At 72.3% G+C, this 15898-nt stretch carries 11 protein-coding genes; 6 read left to right on the forward strand and 5 right to left on the reverse strand.

Annotation, left to right across the window (positions count from 1 at the left end; all coding sequences use genetic code 11):
• Positions 1-19: 19 nt before the first annotated feature.
• Entirely contained in the window at positions 20-1267 is a 1248-nt protein-coding gene (locus AB5J73_RS37640) for a GDSL-type esterase/lipase family protein (protein WP_370963574.1), read from the reverse strand.
• Positions 1268-1398: 131 nt separating this feature from the next.
• On the opposite strand from AB5J73_RS37640, the gene AB5J73_RS37645 reads away from it, so the two are divergent.
• A complete protein-coding gene (locus AB5J73_RS37645) occupies positions 1399-1647 on the forward strand; it encodes a hypothetical protein (RefSeq protein WP_370963575.1) in 249 nt (82 codons plus the stop codon).
• Here the strand turns inward: AB5J73_RS37645 and AB5J73_RS37650 are convergent.
• From AB5J73_RS37650 to AB5J73_RS37660, 3 genes are all read right to left on the reverse strand, one after another.
• Complete coding sequence (locus tag AB5J73_RS37650) at positions 1644-2486, reverse strand: lysozyme (RefSeq protein WP_370963576.1); 843 nt, start codon at positions 2484-2486, stop codon at positions 1644-1646. The two genes, AB5J73_RS37645 and AB5J73_RS37650, sit on opposite strands and share 4 nt — an antisense overlap.
• Positions 2487-2577: 91 nt before the next feature.
• Positions 2578-4026: a radical SAM protein gene (locus AB5J73_RS37655; protein WP_370963577.1), complete on the reverse strand. Its 1449-nt coding sequence runs from the start codon at positions 4024-4026 to the stop codon at positions 2578-2580.
• Positions 4026-6599: a glycosyltransferase gene (locus AB5J73_RS37660; RefSeq protein ID WP_370963578.1), complete on the reverse strand. Its 2574-nt coding sequence runs from the start codon at positions 6597-6599 to the stop codon at positions 4026-4028. The genes AB5J73_RS37655 and AB5J73_RS37660 overlap by 1 nt, the downstream gene beginning before the upstream one ends.
• A gap of 138 nt (positions 6600-6737) precedes the next feature.
• Between AB5J73_RS37660 and AB5J73_RS37665 the strand changes: the two genes are divergently transcribed.
• The 4 genes from AB5J73_RS37665 (at position 6738) to AB5J73_RS37680 (ending at position 10264) form a co-directional block, all read left to right on the forward strand.
• Complete coding sequence (locus AB5J73_RS37665; protein ID WP_370963579.1) at positions 6738-7820, forward strand: sensor histidine kinase; 1083 nt, start codon at positions 6738-6740, stop codon at positions 7818-7820.
• A complete protein-coding gene (locus tag AB5J73_RS37670) occupies positions 7817-8470 on the forward strand; it encodes a response regulator (protein ID WP_370963580.1) in 654 nt (217 codons plus the stop codon). The genes AB5J73_RS37665 and AB5J73_RS37670 overlap by 4 nt, the downstream gene beginning before the upstream one ends.
• A 92-nt stretch (positions 8471-8562) precedes the next feature.
• Positions 8563-8952, forward strand: coding sequence for a hypothetical protein (locus AB5J73_RS37675; protein ID WP_370963581.1), 390 nt, complete (start codon positions 8563-8565; stop codon positions 8950-8952).
• Between the two features lies 1 nt (position 8953).
• On the forward strand, positions 8954-10264 hold the full coding sequence (locus tag AB5J73_RS37680) for a DJ-1/PfpI family protein (protein ID WP_370963582.1): 1311 nt from the start codon (positions 8954-8956) through the stop codon (positions 10262-10264).
• On the opposite strand, the gene AB5J73_RS37685 is transcribed toward AB5J73_RS37680, so the two are convergent.
• Entirely contained in the window at positions 10230-11786 is a 1557-nt protein-coding gene (locus tag AB5J73_RS37685) for an alpha-L-arabinofuranosidase B (RefSeq protein ID WP_370963583.1), read from the reverse strand. The genes AB5J73_RS37680 and AB5J73_RS37685 overlap by 35 nt on opposite strands.
• A gap of 260 nt (positions 11787-12046) precedes the next feature.
• On the opposite strand from AB5J73_RS37685, the gene AB5J73_RS37690 reads away from it, so the two are divergent.
• Entirely contained in the window at positions 12047-15703 is a 3657-nt protein-coding gene (locus tag AB5J73_RS37690) for a family 78 glycoside hydrolase catalytic domain (protein ID WP_370963584.1), read from the forward strand.
• Positions 15704-15898 lie beyond the last annotated feature (195 nt).

The following is a 15898-nucleotide window of genomic DNA, read 5'->3' on the forward strand; positions in this document are numbered from 1 at the left end:
GCCGCTCCGACTCGCCTGGTCAGCCTATCGAGTGAAGAACCGGCCCGGATCGGGTGAGCATCGGCAGCGAGATGAAATCGGCCAGGGCCTGCTGGCCGGCCGCGTTGGCGTGGATGCCGTCGCCGTTGTCGTAGGCCGGGAGGATGCTGTTGGGCTTCAGCGGGTCCTTGAGCACCTGGTCGAAGTCGACGACGCCCGAACAGGTGCCACCGCAATCGCTCCACCGGGAAACGAAGAGGCCGATCTCGTGCCGGGCCAGGTTCGCCGCGTCGCCGTAGCCGGGGCGCGGCGTGCTCGGCGTGACGTACACCGCGATGCCCGCCGCGCGCAGGCGCTGGAACACCGCGCGGTAGCTGTCCAGGATCGTCGCCGCGTCGCAGCCGTACGCGAGGTCGTTGGTGCCGTAGTAGTAGATCACCGCCGTGACGCCGTGCAGCGCCAGGACGTCCCGGTCGAGCCGGCTCTGCGCGTCCAGGCCCGCGACCGACGGCGGCATCCCGGGGCACGACGCGGCGCTCGTCGTGCCCGCGACGCCGGCATTGGCGACGGCGAGCGGTGCGGCCGAGGCGACGAGCCGCCGCGCCAGGTCGTCGGTCCAGCGCCGGTCGGCGCCGAGCTGCGTGCACCCCGGGCCGCAGTTCGTGCTGCCGATGCCGTCGACGACCGAGCTGCCGAACGGCACGACCGCGCCCTTCAGCGCGGTGTTGTGCACGTCGACCGCGCTGACGACGTACGTGGACCCGACCGTCGACGTGAAGGCGGTGCCCGGGCCGTCGGCGGCGTGGTCGCCCGAGCCCGGTGGGGTCAGGTAGTTGTCGCGCAGGGCCGCGCCGTGGCGGCCGACGACCGCCGTGCCCTCGACGGACATGCTCACGGCCAGGTTCGAGTCCGGCCTCGTGACCAGCCGCGTCTCGTCGCTCCAGACCTCGCCGCCGGCCGGGATCGTCACGCCCGCGCGGCCGGCGAACGTCAGCGGACGCGAGGTGGTCACCGCGGCGCCACCCGCGCTCGGGCCGGCGGTCGCGTGCCCGATGGTCAGCGGCCCGGTGCCGAAGGTGTTCTGGAACCGGACGCGGACCGCGTCCCCGCCCTGGCTGAGGTGGGTGATCATGCGCAGCGACTGCGCGGACACCGGCGCGTCGGCCCGGCCGTCCTGCGACTGGGCCCACGAGGTGAACCAGGCGGGCCCGGCCCCGGCGGCTCCCGGAGCCGAAGCGACGACCGCGGCGACCACGGAAAACGCGGCCAGAAGGGCGATCCTGCGCACGGCGCCTCCCACGTCCATTGAGGACAGTCGACGGCGACCGCCCCGCAGCCGATCGTAAGCAGCCGGTCACGCGAACGACAGGATTCTGTCCGATCTTGTCAGCGGCGGCGGAGGTGCAGTTCGATGGCGGCATGGAGCAACCACTCTTCGGCGAGCCCTTCGAGACCCCCGACGGCACCACGGTGATCCCCGTCAGCCGCCCGGTCGGGGTGTTCGCGGTCCGGGACGGCCAGGCCAAGTGGGAACCGGCCGTCGACGCCACGCGCGTCGCCCTGATCGCGGTGACGACCGGCCTGGTGGCCGCGGCCTTGGGCACGCTCGCGGTGCTGCGCCGGCCGCCGTGGCCGGACCTGCGGGCCGTCGAACCCCGGCGCCGCTAAGCGCCGCCGGTCGCCGCGCCCTTGGCCAGCGCCTGGACCCGGCCGAAGGGGCCGTTGTAGTAGTTCTGGTCCCCCGGCAGGCCGCCGCCGCGGGCGAACTGCCAGATGCTCTGCTTGTCCCAGCCCGCGGGCAGTTCGCCGACCTCCGGGCCGTAGCGCGCGAGCCAGAGCGGGTTGGTGTTGCCGAACCCCGCCGCGTTGCCGGTGCAGCGCTTCCACCACGCCGTGCTGGTGTAGATCAGCGCACTGCGCTTCACCTTCGCCAGGTACGTGCGGGTGAAGTCCGCGATCCACGCCGTCATGTCCGCCGCGTTCTTGCCGTAGCAGGTTTCGCCGTACGGGTTGTACTCGATGTCGAGCGCGCCCGGCAGGGTCGTGCCGTCGGCGCGCCAGCCGCCGCCGTGGGCGATGAAGTACTCCGCCTGCTCGGCGCCGCCGGAGACGTCCGGGCGGGCGAAGTGGTAGGCGCCGCGGATGATGCCCGCCGCGTGCGCGCCGTCGTACTGCTGCGCGTACTGCGGGTTGACGAACCCGGTGCCTTCGGTCGCCTTGACGTAGGTGAACTGCGCGCCGGCCCCGGCCGCGGCGGGCCAGTCGACCGGGCCCTGGTGCCCGCTGACGTCGTGGCCGAGCGTCTGCCCGAGGTCGTCCACGCGCGGGGTGCCCTGCACGCCTTCGTGCACCGCGATCTGCGTGCCGGCGTAGTTCGCGTCCGCCAGCGAATAGTCGGGGGCGGCCGCCGCGGGCGGGGCGGTGACCACCGCCGCGAGCGCGGCCAGCGCGCCCGCTCCGGCGAGCCGCGCCCGCCACTTCGGTTGTTCGGCCAGGCTTCGGCTCATCCGGGCTCCGATCTCGGTACTGGCACGTCCGGAGCCCATGCTGCCTGCCCGTGTCGCTCTTCGCGACACTTCTGTCACTCGATGTAGTGATCTACAGCTCGGTCGTGATGATCGCTTCCACGAGGACCTCCCCCACCCGGGTCAGTTCGACGGCCCCGTCGTCCGGGTGCAGCCGGACGAGCCCGCGCGCGGCCAGCGAGCGGAACCTGCCCAGCCACGGCTCCGCGAACAGCGACCGGCCGGGGAACCGCGTGCGGTGCAGCGAGTCCCGCAGCGGCTGCAACGTCGTCAGCGCCATCTTGACCGCCCGCGCCTCTTGCGCTTCGGGCGTGAACCGGGTCGCCGACCCCAGCGGGATCCGGCCGGCCGACACGGTTTCGGTGTACCGCAGGGAGTTCACGTCGGTGATCGCCTCCGACGCGCGGCAGCTCGAGCTGCCGCCGAGCCCGATCGCGACCTCGGCCTCCTGCCGGTCCTGGTCGACCATGATGGACTTCCACTTCTCCGGCCCGAGCCCGTCGCGCGCGAAGTACATCGTCGGGTGCTCGGTGTACCCCGCCGCGCGCAGGCCTTCGGTGAGCAGCTCGCGCATCTGGTACTGCTCGCCGAGGGTCGGCCAGCGGTGGCCGTCGCGCACCAGTTTGTCCCGGTAGGACGGCAGCTGCCAGGCGGCGGGCTTCTCCCCGGTGACGCCGGTGCGGGTGTCGCTGTAGGACGCCAGGTGCAGCTTCGTGCACACCACCGCGGTGACTTCGTTCTCCAGCACGACGTCCAGGTCGCGCCGGACGCTGTCGAGGGTCTGGTCGAGCAGGCCGTACATCAGGTCGATGCTGACCCAGTCGAACCCGGCGCGCTGCGCGTTGCGGACGAAGTCGACGCACATCGCCGCGCTGTGCTCGCGGCCGCACAGGTCGAGGACGTGGTCGTCGAACGACTGGACGCCGCTGGACAGCTTGGTGCAGCCCAGTTCCCGCAGCAGGTCCAGCTTCGCCGGGGTGAACGTGCTGGGGTCGCCCTCGAAGCGGATCGTCGTGTCCGGGGTGAACCCGAAGTGCGCGCGGTAGAACTCCAGCAGCCGGCGGATCTCCGGTTCCGGGAGCAGCGAGGGCGTGCCGCCGAAGACGTTGAACTCCCCCACCTCGGCCCCGGCCAGGTGCGGCACGGCGTCGAGCCACAGCTTCGCCTCGGCGATGTTCAGGTCGACCCAGTGCTTCGCCTTTTCGTACGTCACCTCCGGTTTGCCCTTCACCAGCACCACCGGGTACTGGCAGAACCGGCAGCGGTAGGCGCAGGTCGGGATGTAGGACCACAGGTGGATCGGGCCGGACGACGCGAGCTGCGCGTCCAGGTCCCGCAGGAACTCCGCCGGCGTGCCGGGGACGTTGCCGGGGAACACGTGCGCCCCGAACGGGTCTTCGCGGACGAACTCCAGCAGGTGCCGGTTCTCGGGCGCTTCCAGGGCGTCGAGCACGGCGGGCCGGGGCCACGCCGGGTCGAGGCCGTGCAGCGAGCCGATCGCGTCTTCGTAGGCGAGCGTCATCAGAACACCCCTCCGTTGCCGAAGTAGTTGTGGGCCTCCCCCGATTCGCGGTCTTCGCAGTAGTAGCGGACGAACTCCGCGAAGCGGCCGGACGGGATCTCCGCCAGGCACGGCGGCAGGGGCGGCGGGAAGCCGATGTCCTCGCCGACGTGGCGGCGCAGGCACGCGAACAGCTCGTCGGCGAATTCGAAGTACAGCCGGTAGGACGGCGTCTTGTAGGCGTGGATCGGCGTGAAGTCGACGACGCGCATCTCGCCGCGGATTTCCGCGATCCGCCGGGCCAGCCGGGCGGCGAACCCGGCGCCGAAGAACGCGATCACGGCGTCGTCTTCGAGCAGCCCGGGAGTGAGGAGCACCGGCAGGATGGTGTTCTTCGGCGTGAAGTCCTTGATCGAGAACTCCCACGCCTGCCGCGCCTCGGCCTCGGTCAGGTCCGAAGCGGCCGCGGGGACGGCGGGCCGGATGTCGCGCATGACGATGATGCCGTCCGAGCCGTACGCCCGGCCCGCGATGACCTCGTCGATGGCGTGGTCGACGCGCCGCGGGTTGATCTCGACGCGCGACCGCGGCGCGTAGGTGATCGCGTCCCCGCCGCTGGCCACCTTGATCCCGAAGTCCCAGTCGTCGGAGAGGTGGTTGACGAACTTCCCGTCCTGCAGCTGGTAGAAGATCTCGATGCCGCCGGCGCGCTCGTAGGCGTCGCGCTCGACGGCGAACCCCTTGCCGTCCGGGAAACCGCCGAACAGCGAAAACGTCACGGCGCGGCACCGCAGCGTCCGCTGGATCGCGTCCCACAGCCGCGGCCGCCCGGTGAAGTGCGCGGGGTCGTAGTAGTAGTCGCAGACGCCGATCGCGGCCTTGCTCGTCTCCATCGCGGCGAAGAGCTCGCTGAGCCAGTGCGCGTCGACCCGGCAGTCGGCGTCGGCCGAGACGAGGTAGAAGCGTTCGCCGGGGTCGGTGTCGGGCCGGTTGCGGCTGCGCGCCGCGGCGAAGTCCATCCCGGCCCGCCGCGCGCAGGAAACGCCCTGCTCGGACTCGTGGATGACGTGCAGCGCGAGCTCCGGGTGGGCCGCCGCGAAGTCCCGGGCGATCGCGACGGTGTCGTCGGTCGAGTTGTTGTCCACCAGCACGACCTCGTAGCTGCTCCGGTCGAGGGGCCCGTCGCCGTCGCGCTGGTCGTGCAGCGTCCGCAGCACCTCCGGCAGGTTCGCGGCTTCGTTGTACACCGGCAGCACGACGCTCAGCCGCGTGCCCGCCCCCATCGGCGGCGGGTAGAGCCGGTCGACGAGGCCGCCGACGACCGGCGTGCCGAACCGCGCCCGCCCGAGTTCCGAGTTCGCCCGCACCACTTCCGCCCGCTTCCCTTCGTCGGTGATCAGCTCGGCCACCTCGCGGGCGAACGCCGCGTCCGGCAGGTCGCGCGCCCGGATGTCCAGCACCGGGGCCCGGAACCCGCCGTAGACGACGTCGTACAGCTCGTACCCGCTGGTAATGTACGGCGTCCCGGAGGCGATGGCTTCGCTGACCGGGTTGCCGTAGCTCTCGTAGTCGTAGGAGGTCAGGAACGACACGACCGTCGCGTGCGCCAGGAGGTCGCGCACCGAATAGCGGCTGGGCACAGCGGTGTCGTACGGCGTCAGCCACCCGCCGAAGACGACCCGGTCGCGCACGCCGAGGCGGCCGGCCAAGGCGACGAGCCGGGCGTGCTCGGCGGGTGCCTCCTCGACGTCGCCGGCGACGAACAGCCACGCGTCCGGCAGCAGCGCCAGCAGGTGCAGGTCCCGGTCGACGCGCTTCTGCGGGATGATCCGCGTGATCCGGGCCAGCAGCGGGACGCCGGCGGGAATGCCGTGGTCCCGGCGGAAACCGGCGTTGCGCTCGTCGATCCGCGCCGGCGCGATGGCGAACGCGTTGGGCAGGACGTCGATGTTCCGCAGGCCGGGGACCCATTCCAGCGTCCGGGCCTTCGCCTGCTCGTGGAGCGCGAAGTAGTGGATGTGCGGCGAGTTCCGCGGCGCGGGGACACCGGGGTACGGGAACCGGCCGTACTTCTCGATCCCCGGTTCGCTCTGCCACATCAGGTCGTGGTCGCGCCAGAGCACGAACCGGCCGAGCCGGTGGCGGGCGCCGTAGCGGTCGATCGCCCGGTACAGGGCTTCGGTGTAGGTCAGGTTCTCCGGCAGGGTCCCGTTCTCCACCACCACCATGGTCACGCCGAGGCGTTCCCAGGTCGCCACGATCCGCGCGGCCAGCTCACCGGCGATCCGGTCGACCTCCGGGCGGAGGGTTTCGTCCCCGCCCTGGACCACCTCCCGCAGCACCTGCTCGACGAAGGCGCGGTCGTAGCCGCGGATCTCCTCGACGCCTTCGACGCGGTCGAGCGTGACCCAGTCCGGCAGCAGGCCCGCCTCGTCGCGGTACGGCCGGAAGAAGGCACCCTTGTCGGCCTTGATGTCGTAGCCGAGGTCGAGGTGCACCCGGCGCCCGGGCAGCCGGCCCGCCGTCTTGAGGAACTCGACCACGACCCCGGACAGCGGAGTGGCGTCGAAGGACACGCCCCAGAGCACTGACATCGATGTCGGACTCCCGTCTCGGCTTCGCCGTCACCGCCAGCCTACGGGTTGTGGCAGCGGGCGGCCGCGTGAGCAGAGAGCGCTTTCCTTGGGCCCGCGGTGGTTGACCGCGGGCCAGCGACACCCCAGAGTGGCTCCATGAACCGGGCCCTCGGGGTGCTGACCTGCGGCGCCTTCCTCTCCGTCGTGCTCGGGGTCCTCGGTTCCGGGGAGCCCGTCCTCTCGCTCGTGCTGGGCGCCGTCTTCACCGCGCTCGCCACGCTCGGCTTCGGCTGGGTGCAGGACCGCGGCCGGCTCGTGTGGGCCGCGGGCTACGTCGCCGTGCAGCTCCCGCTCGCCTTCGTCATCTTCACGGTCAACGCCGGTGTCGGCGCGACGCTGTTCCTGGTCGTGCTGGTCAGCCAGTGCGTGCTGCTGCGGCTGCCGCTCCCGGTCGTCGCGCTGGTGATCGCCGTGGTGCCGCTCGTGCACCTCGGGATGTCGCTCGGCGAAGGCCTGCGCGAAGGGCTCGGCACGCTGGTCTCCGTGCTGTTCGCGGCCGTCATCACCGAGCTGCTGGTGCGCGAGCAGCGGTCCCGCGGCGAGCTCGCCGAGGCGCACGAGAAGCTGCGCGACTACGCCACCCAGGCCGAACGGCTGGCGACCGCGCAGGAGCGCAACCGGGTCGCGCGCGACATCCACGACGGGCTCGGGCATTCGCTCACCGTCGTGCAGATGCAGGTCAAGGCCGCGCGAGCGGTGCTGCCGACCGATCCCGCCAAGGCCGACGACGTCCTGGCCAAGGCCCAGGAGCAGGCCGAGAACGCCCTCGCCGAAGTCCGCCGGTCGGTCAAGGCGCTGCGCGAACCGCGGCCGGCGCCGTTGCCGGAAGCGCTGACCGCGCTGGTCTCGGAGGCCGGTGTCCCGGCGCGGCTCACCGTGTCCGGCGCCGAACGCCCGCTGCCGGAAGAGCACCGGGAGGCACTGTTCCGGGCCGCGCAGGAGGGGCTGACGAACGTCCGGAAGCACGCGGCCGCCGCGCAGGTGGACCTCCGGCTGGACTACGCCGAGACGTCGGTGCGGGTCTCGGTGCGCGACGACGGCGTCGGCACCGGCGGTGGCGCGGCCATCGGTTTCGGCTTGCTGGGGTTGCGGGAACGCGCCGAGGACCTGGGTGGCAAGCTCGACTTCACCTCGGCGCCGGGCGAGGGCAGCGCGCTGAGCATGGAGGTACCGGGATGACGCCGGTCCGCGTCCTGCTGGTCGACGACCAGGCCCTCTTCCGCGAAGCCCTCGCCACCCTCCTCGCCACCCACGACGGCATCGACGTCGTCGGCGAAGCGGGCAACGGCGCCGAAGCGCTGAGCCAGGCCACCGCCCTGAGCCCGGACGTCGTCCTGATGGACCTGCGCATGCCGGTCCTCGACGGCGTGGGCGCCACCCGGCGGCTGCGGCTGGCGCACCCCGGTGTCCGGGTCATCGCGCTGACCACCTTCGACGACGACGAGGACGTCTTCGCTGCCCTGCGCGCGGGCGCCGTCGGGTACCTGCTGAAGGACGTCTCGTCGGCGCGCCTGGTGGAGGCGGTGCTGGCCGCCGCCCGCGGGGAATCCGTGCTGCAGCCGTCGGTCGCCGCGAAGGTCGTCGCGCGGTTCGCCGAGCTGCCGGCCGCGCCGGAGCCCCGGCCGCAGCCGCTGGTCGTGCCGCTGTCGGACCGCGAGCTCGAGGTGCTGCGCCTGCTCGCCGGCGGGCGCAGCAACCGGGAGATCGCCACGACGCTGTTCCTCGCCGAGGGCACGGTGAAGAACCACGTGACGAACCTGCTGGGCAAGCTCGGTGCCCGCGACCGCACGCAGGCGGCGTTGCGCGCGAGGGACCTCGGCCTGCTCTGACGCGGTCACATGACCCGGGTCATGACTTCCGGCACCTGGCAGCGCGGCACCGGACCGGGATTCTCGTCCAGGACACCCTGGAGGGACCCGAGATGACCACCACCGAGACACCCCGATCCACCCCCCGCAAACTGGCCCGCTTCGCCGGGCACTACGCCGAAATGGTCGCCGCCATGCTCATCGGCATGGTCGCGTTCGGTCCGCTGTGGCCGTCCGCCTGGCTCGAGCGGGCCGACGCCGGCGCGCTCGTGATGGCCACGAACATGACCGTCGCGATGGCGCTCGCCATGGTGCTGCGCCGGCACTCGTGGCCGCGGATCGCCGAGATGGCCGCCGTGATGTACCTGCCGTTCGTGGCGCTGCTCGTGCCGTTCTGGCTCGGCGCGCTGTCCGGCACCGCGCTGATGGTCGCCGGGCACGTGGTCATGTTCCCGCTGATGCTCGCCGCCATGGTGTGGCGCCGCGCCGAGTACTGGCACTGACGTGCGGACCTTCCTGAAGTGGTTCGCGCTCGTCGTCGCCGTGCTCGCCGTCCCGGCCACCGGTGCGACCGTCTCCGCCCTCTCGGCGTTCGACGCCCTCTACGCCCCCGGCCCGCCGCGGCCCCTCCCGGTCGCGGCGCCGCTCCCCCACGACCCGGCCAAGCCGACCGCGGTGATCGTCGTCGGCGACCACGGCGCGGTCGTCTCCGACGCGCTGGCGCCGTACGAGATCCTGGCCGCGACCGGGAAGTTCAACGTCTACACCGTCGCGCCGCACCGCGAGCCGAAACCGCTGACCGGCGGCCTCGACCTGGTGCCGGACTTCGGCTTCGACGAGCTCGCCGCACGGCTCGGCTCGAAGGCGCCGGACCTCGTGGTAGTGCCCGCCCTGCCCGACGTCGGCGAGGCCGGCAGTGACGTCGTCACGGCGTGGCTGCGCGCCCAGGCCGCCCGCGGCGCGAAGCTGCTGAGCGTCTGCAACGGCGGCGGCGTGCTCGCCTCGGCCGGGCTGCTCGACGGGCGCCCGGCCACCGCGCACTGGCTGAAGCTCGACGACTGGGCGAAGGAATACCCGGCCGTGAAGTGGGTGCGCGGCCAGCGGTTCGTCGACGACGGCGACGTCGTCACCACCGCCGGGATCCTCTCCGGCATCGACGGCACGCTGCACTGGGTCGAACGGCTCGCCGGGCCCGCGGTGGCGGCCGGCGCCGCGGCGAAGATCGGCTGGCGGCACTACGGCACCCAGGTGCCGGTGACTCCGCCCGCCGGGATCCCGGACGCGGCCGCGATCGTCAACGCGGGCTTCCGCTGGAACCCCGACACCGTCGGGGTGCTGCTCACCAACGGTGTCGGGGAGATCGAGCTGTCCTCGGTGTTCGACACCCAAGGCCAGTCGCTGTCCTCGCGCACGCTCGCCGTCAGCGCCGACGGCGGCCCGGTCCGGTCGCGGCACGGGCTGACCTTCCTGCCGCGGGCGGCCGTCACCGCACCGGGCCTGGACCGGCTGCTCGTGCCGGGCGCGGCGCGCGGGGTCACGCCGCCACCCGGCGGGCCGGCCCCCGAGTACGTCCACGACCGGCCCGGCTTCGCCTACGACACCGCGGTGAGCGGGCTCGCGCGCAGCACCGACGTCGCGACCGCCCGGTGGACGGCCAAGGTGCTGGAACTGCCGACGGACGGGGTCGTGTTCGAAGGCCGGGCCTGGCCGTGGCTGCCCACCGCCGTGCCGATCGCGCTCATCCTGCTCGGCGCGGCGGTGGTCGTGGCCGTCCGCCGGATCAGGGCGCCCAGGGCTGGGCCACGACCCAGCTGACGTCGTCGTTGTACGAGCCGGCGGCGTCCCAGGCGTGGGCGCCGCTGGTGTCGGCGATGTAGAGGGTGTTGTTGTAGTGGCGCAGGTACTTGCCGGAGTAGTTGTAGGACCGGAACGACGAGCCCTGGCCGTTCTTCCCGGCCACCGGGCAGAACGTCGCGTCGGCGCGGAAGGCCGCGCTGCCGTCCATCGGCTGGCGGTGGACCTGGAAGTCGAAGTGCCGCAGGAAGTCACCGGGGTAGTTGCGGGATTCGAACGACACGCAGGACGCGCTGGCGAGCCCGCGGCGGACGATCCAGGTGGCGTCGTTCTTGTCCAAAGTGGAGCTGATGGGCGAGATCACCGCGTTGTCGTTCTGGTGGCGGATGTAGTCACCGGTGCAGCACGCGGTGGTCGCGCGCAGGGAGATCTCCGAAGCGGGGTTCAGGGTGCCGGTGGACCCGGTCGGCCCGCCGTAGCCGACGGAGACGACGTTGGCCTGGACCGCGTTGTCGGCCGCGTCGGTCGGCAGGCCGGCGGTCATCACGCCTTCGAAGAACGAGCCGATCGACCCGTTGCTGTTGTCCCCGCCGGTGCCGAGCACGATCGCGCCTTCCTGGTGCATCGGCGAATACCCGGCCCGCGTCGGCTCCGGGCCGGAGTACGTCGTCCGCAGCCCGCCGGACTGGGCGTTGCCGTCCTTGAGCGCGAAGAAGTTCTGGCCGTTGTTCTTCAGCAGGGCCGTGACGAACGGTGCGGTGGTCCCGGTGTTGGCGGTGTTCTGGCTGCCGCCCGCGCTCGACTGGAACAGCCCGTTCTCGAGATCGGCCTGCACCCACGGACCGGCGCCGTAGCAGGGCTGGAACCAGCACTCGGTGCCGAAGTTGATGGCGTCCATGTGGCCGTTGCCGGTGTCCTGGTTGTTCGTCTCGGCGTTGCCGTAGTCGAAGCAGCAGGCCCCGTTGACGTGGGTGCCGGAGGTGATCATGTACATGCCTTCGGGCTGCCCGTTCTTCGCGACGCCGGACGTGGAGTTGTCGCGGTAGCCCATCCGGCCGGAGAAGGACGCGCCGTAGACCTGGTGCCCGCCGGCGGTCACCGGCAGGGCGTCGGCCGGCACCCCGGTGTCCTGCCCGCCCGCGCCGCCGGGACCTTCGATCGTCAGGTCGTTGTGGCGCGGGGACTGGTCGTAGAGCTCGGTGATCAGGCACGTCGTCCCGGCGCAGAACGAATCCTGGGCGGCGGCGTTGGCGTAGCCGCCGGCGGCCAGCAGGCCGATGTTCGCCTTCGCGCCGTCGGATGCGCGCTGGACCTGGTAGAGCGGGCCGTTGTAGGCGGCGTAGAGGGCGCGGGTGGTGCTGTGCGCGGCGACGCACGGCGTGCCGGCCGCCCCGTAGCTGTCGCAGGGCAGCGACGCGGCGGCCGAAGCCGTGGACGCGGACACGAGGCTCGCCAGAGCCAGTACCACCGCGCCGGTCAGCGCGAGCAAAAACCGGCGCCGGATGTTAGCGCTAACATTCTTGCCGTCTCGACGGTGAGACATAAAAGCCTCCATGGCTTGGCCGAATGATGTGAGCGTTACCAGCGAGCACTATCCAGTCCGGACCCCCGTTTCGTCAACGCTCCCATCAGGCGCAAAACGGACGGGCGGTCGACCTAAAACGATTTAGGCATCCGCGCGCCGGTGCGGCTCGTGCGCCCCGGTGGAGTATTGCCAACGTGTGAGTTCGTGATTACAGTCACGTATCACGTCATATTGAAACGTTCAAATTCGTCGCCCATCCCCGCCACCAGGGAGCCCGTATGCTGCCCTCCAAGCTTTGGCGCGCGACCACCACCACGCTCGCCGCGATCCTGGCCCTTTCGGCGGCCGCGGTCCCGCCGGCCGGCGCCGCCCCACCCGTCGACCTCGCCGGAGCGCATTGGATCTGGTACCCCGAAGGCGACGCCCGCGTCGCCGCGCCCGCCGCCACCCGGTACTTCCGCACGACCTTCACCGTCCCCGCCGGCGCGATCTCCGACGCCCGGTTCGCGGTCACCGGCGACGACACCGCCGACGTCTGGCTCAACGGCACCCCGCTGGCTTCCACCGCCCGCACCGCGGACTCCTGGCGGACGGCGCTCGCGGTGGACCTGAAACCGGCGCTCAAGCCCGGCGTCAACACCCTCGCCGTCGCCGCCCGCAACGCCGGCGGACCGGCGGGCCTGCTCGGCAGGCTGCGGGTCACCACCGGCTCGGGCACCACCGACGTGACCACCGGCAGCGCCTGGAAGAGCGCGGCCACCGCGGCGGAAGGCTGGGAGCAGCCCGGGTTCGCCGACGGCGGCTGGGCCGCGGCCCAGGACCTCGGCGCCTACGGCACCGCGCCGTGGGGCACCGGCGTCCGCACGCCGAACGCGGCGGACCCGACCCCGCTCTCGGTCGCGACCGCCACCGTCGGGCAGCGGGTGAACCCCCTCGGTGTCGACCCGGCGCAGCCGCGGTTCGGCTGGAAGCTGGGCTCGTCCGCACCGCAGCAGCGGCAGTCCGCCTACCAGATCGTGGTGTCCAGCGGCGGGACGGACGTCTGGGACAGCGGCCGCGTCGCTTCGGCGCAGCAGGCCGACGTCGCTTACGGCGGCCCGGCGCTCGCCTCGCTCACCGCCTACACCTGGCGCGTGCGCGTCTGGGACGGCCAGGGCCGGCAGAGCGGCTGGAGCGCGGTTCAGCGCTTCGAAACCGCGTTGCGCGCGCCCTCGGCCGAATGGACCGGGGCGTTCCTCGGCCGCGCCACCGCGGGCCCGGGCCTGACCGGCGCGAGCTGGATCTGGTACCCCGAAGGCGATCCGCTCGGCGGCGTGCCCCCGGCCACCCGGTACTTCCGCAAGACAGTGGACCTCGCGGCGGCGCCGGGGAAGGCGACGCTGGTCGTCACCGGCGACGACACCGCGACCGTGTGGGTCAACGGCACGAAGGTCAGCGATTCCCCGCGGGTCACCGACTCGTGGAAGACGGCGGCCGTCGTCGACGTCGGCGGCCTCCTCACGGCGGGGTCCAACACGATCGCGATCAGCGCCGAGAACACCACGCAGAGCCCGGCCGGGCTGATCGCCGAGCTGACCGTCCCCGGTGGACCGGCCGTGGTCACCGACGGTTCGTGGAAGGCGAGCCAGACCGGCCCGGACGGCTGGCAGCAGCGCGGTTTCGACGACAGCGCCTGGACCGCGGCCCGCGCGCTGGCCGCGTACGGCACCGGCCCGTGGGGTGCCAACGTCGCCGTGTCCGCGCCCTCTCCCCTGCTGCGCAAGAGCTTCACCGTGAGCAAGCCGGTCGCGAGCGCGCGGCTGCTCACCACCGCGCTCGGGCTGCAGGAGACCCACCTCAACGGCGCCAAGGTCGGCGCCGAGGTCCTCGCCCCCGGCTGGACCGACTACGCGAAACGCGTCCAGTACCGCGTTTCCGACGTCACCGGGCAGATCCGCCAGGGCGAGAACGCACTCGGCGCGATGCTCGGCAACGGCTGGTACTCCGGCAGCGTCGGCATCGCCGGCAGCCAGAAGTACGGCACCGAACCGTGGTATTCGGCGCAGCTGAAGCTGACCTTCACCGACGGGACCAGTACGACGATCGCGTCCGACGGCACCTGGAAGACCGCCGACGGCCCGATCCGCGCCGACGACCTCTACCAGGGCGAGACCTACGACGCCCGGCTCGCGCCGGCGGGCTGGGACCGGCCCGGGTTCGACGACCGCGGCTGGGCGGCCCCCCGCGTGCGCTCCGGCGCGAAGCCGAACCTGGTGTCCCAAGTGGACAACGGGGTCACGGTGCAGCAGGAGTTCAAGCCGGTCGCCTGGACCCAGCCGAAGCCCGGCGTGTGGGTGGCCGACCTCGGCCAGAACTTCAGCGGCTGGAACCGGCTTTCGGTGACCGGGCCGGCGGGTACCACGGTGACCGTGCGGCACGCCGAAGTGCTCAACCCGGACGGCACGATCTACACGACGAACCTCCGCGCGGCGCAGGCGACCGACCGGTTCACGTTGGCGGGCACCGGGAGCGCGGAGACGTACGAACCGCGGTTCACCGTGCACGGCTACCGGTACGTCGAGCTGACCGGCCTGCCCGCGGCCCCGACGGCGTCGACGCTGACCGGGCGGGCGATGTGGACGTCCGGCGCGCAGACCGGCACCTTCACGACGTCGAACGCGCTCGTGAACCAGCTGCAGCACAACATCCTCTGGGGCGAGCGCTCGAACATGCTGTCCGTCCCGAGCGACTGCCCCCAGCGCGACGAGCGGCTCGGCTGGACCGGGGACATCGGGATCTTCGCCGGCACGTCGACGTTCAACCTCGACGTCGCGAACTTCCTCGGCAAGTTCAGCGACGACCTGGTCGACGCCCAGCACGACGACGGGTCGTTCACCGACGTGGCGCCGGGCGTGCTGAGCGGCTCGGGCACGGCGGGCTGGGGTGACGCGGGCGTCATCGTGCCCTACACCTTGTGGCAGCGGTACGGCGACACCGGCGTGATCGACGAGCACTTCGCCGCGATGGTCAAGTGGGTCGAGTACCTGCGCTCGACGTCCGGTGCGGACCTGATCCGCGACCACCAGACGTACGGGGACTGGCTCAACGTCGACGACAACACCGCGCAGGACCTGATTTCGACGGCGTTCTTCGCGTGGTCGTCCCGGCTGGTGTCACGGATGGCCGCGGCGACCGGGCGGACCGCGGAAGCGACGAAGTACGGAACGCTCGCCGACCAGATCGGCGCGGCGTTCACGAACCGGTTCTCGCAGGCGGACGGCACGGTGGGCGCCGGTTCCCAAGCCGGTTACGTCCTGGCGCTGGCGTTCGGGCTGCTCCCGGCGTCCCGCGTCCAGCCGGCGGCGGACAAGCTGGCCGCCCGCGTGGCGGCCGCGGGCGGCCACCTCAGCGTCGGCTTCCTCGGCGTGGAGAACCTGCTGCCGGTGCTGGCCGCGCACGGCCACGCGGACGTCGCGTACCAGGTGCTGCTGCAGCCGGGCTTCCCCGGCTGGGGCTACATGATCGGGCACGGCGCGACGACGATCTGGGAGCGCTGGGACGGTATCAAGCCCGACGGCACGTTCAACGACCCGGGCATGAACTCGTTCAACCACTACGGCCTCGGCTCGGTGGGCGACTTCCTGTACCGCTCGGTCGGCGGGCTCGGCCCGGCGACGCCGGGTTATGCGTCGCTGCTGGTGGCACCGCGCCCGGGCGGCGGGCTGACGTCGGCGAAGTCGGCGTACGAGACCCCGTACGGCGGCGCGGTCAGCGACTGGTCGGTGTCGGCGGGGAAGCTGACACTGCGGGTGACGGTCCCGCCCGGTTCGTCGGCGACGGTGCAGGTACCGACGTCGAACCCCGCCGCGGTGACGGCACCGGCGGAGGCCGTCCCGTCGTCGGCGGGGACGTACTTCGTGCCGGCGGGTTCGTACGTGTTCACCGCTCCCGCGTAGGGAGTCGGCCGGTGCCGCCGCCTTCGCGGGGCGGCACCGGCCGCACGGTGAACTCCAGGTGGAAGGTGTCGAGGGTGGCCGGGATGGGGCGGTCCGGGGCCAGCGGCCGCCCGCCTCAGCAGTTTCGCCGCTGGGCGGTCGACCTACAGCTTGTCCGCCACGGCCAGGACCGGCGGGCGGCGCTTGACCACCCCC

This window comes from Amycolatopsis sp. cg9, from assembly GCF_041346945.1.
In the GTDB taxonomy this organism is placed as follows: domain Bacteria; phylum Actinomycetota; class Actinomycetes; order Mycobacteriales; family Pseudonocardiaceae; genus Amycolatopsis.

Bases quoted from the DNA above. Each gene is read 5' to 3' on its own strand.
- AB5J73_RS37645 (WP_370963575.1), top strand. From the start codon at position 1,399: ATGGAGCAACCACTCTTCGGCGAGCCCTTCGAGACCCCCGACGGCACC.
- AB5J73_RS37650 (WP_370963576.1), bottom strand. From the start codon at position 2,486: ATGAGCCGAAGCCTGGCCGAACAACCGAAGTGGCGGGCGCGGCTCGCC.
- AB5J73_RS37655 (WP_370963577.1), bottom strand. From the start codon at position 4,026: ATGACGCTCGCCTACGAAGACGCGATCGGCTCGCTGCACGGCCTCGAC.
- AB5J73_RS37660 (WP_370963578.1), bottom strand. From the start codon at position 6,599: ATGTCAGTGCTCTGGGGCGTGTCCTTCGACGCCACTCCGCTGTCCGGG.
- AB5J73_RS37665 (WP_370963579.1), top strand. From the start codon at position 6,738: ATGAACCGGGCCCTCGGGGTGCTGACCTGCGGCGCCTTCCTCTCCGTC.
- AB5J73_RS37670 (WP_370963580.1), top strand. From the start codon at position 7,817: ATGACGCCGGTCCGCGTCCTGCTGGTCGACGACCAGGCCCTCTTCCGC.
- AB5J73_RS37675 (WP_370963581.1), top strand. From the start codon at position 8,563: ATGACCACCACCGAGACACCCCGATCCACCCCCCGCAAACTGGCCCGC.
- AB5J73_RS37685 (WP_370963583.1), bottom strand. From the start codon at position 11,786: ATGTCTCACCGTCGAGACGGCAAGAATGTTAGCGCTAACATCCGGCGC.
- AB5J73_RS37690 (WP_370963584.1), top strand. From the start codon at position 12,047: ATGCTGCCCTCCAAGCTTTGGCGCGCGACCACCACCACGCTCGCCGCG.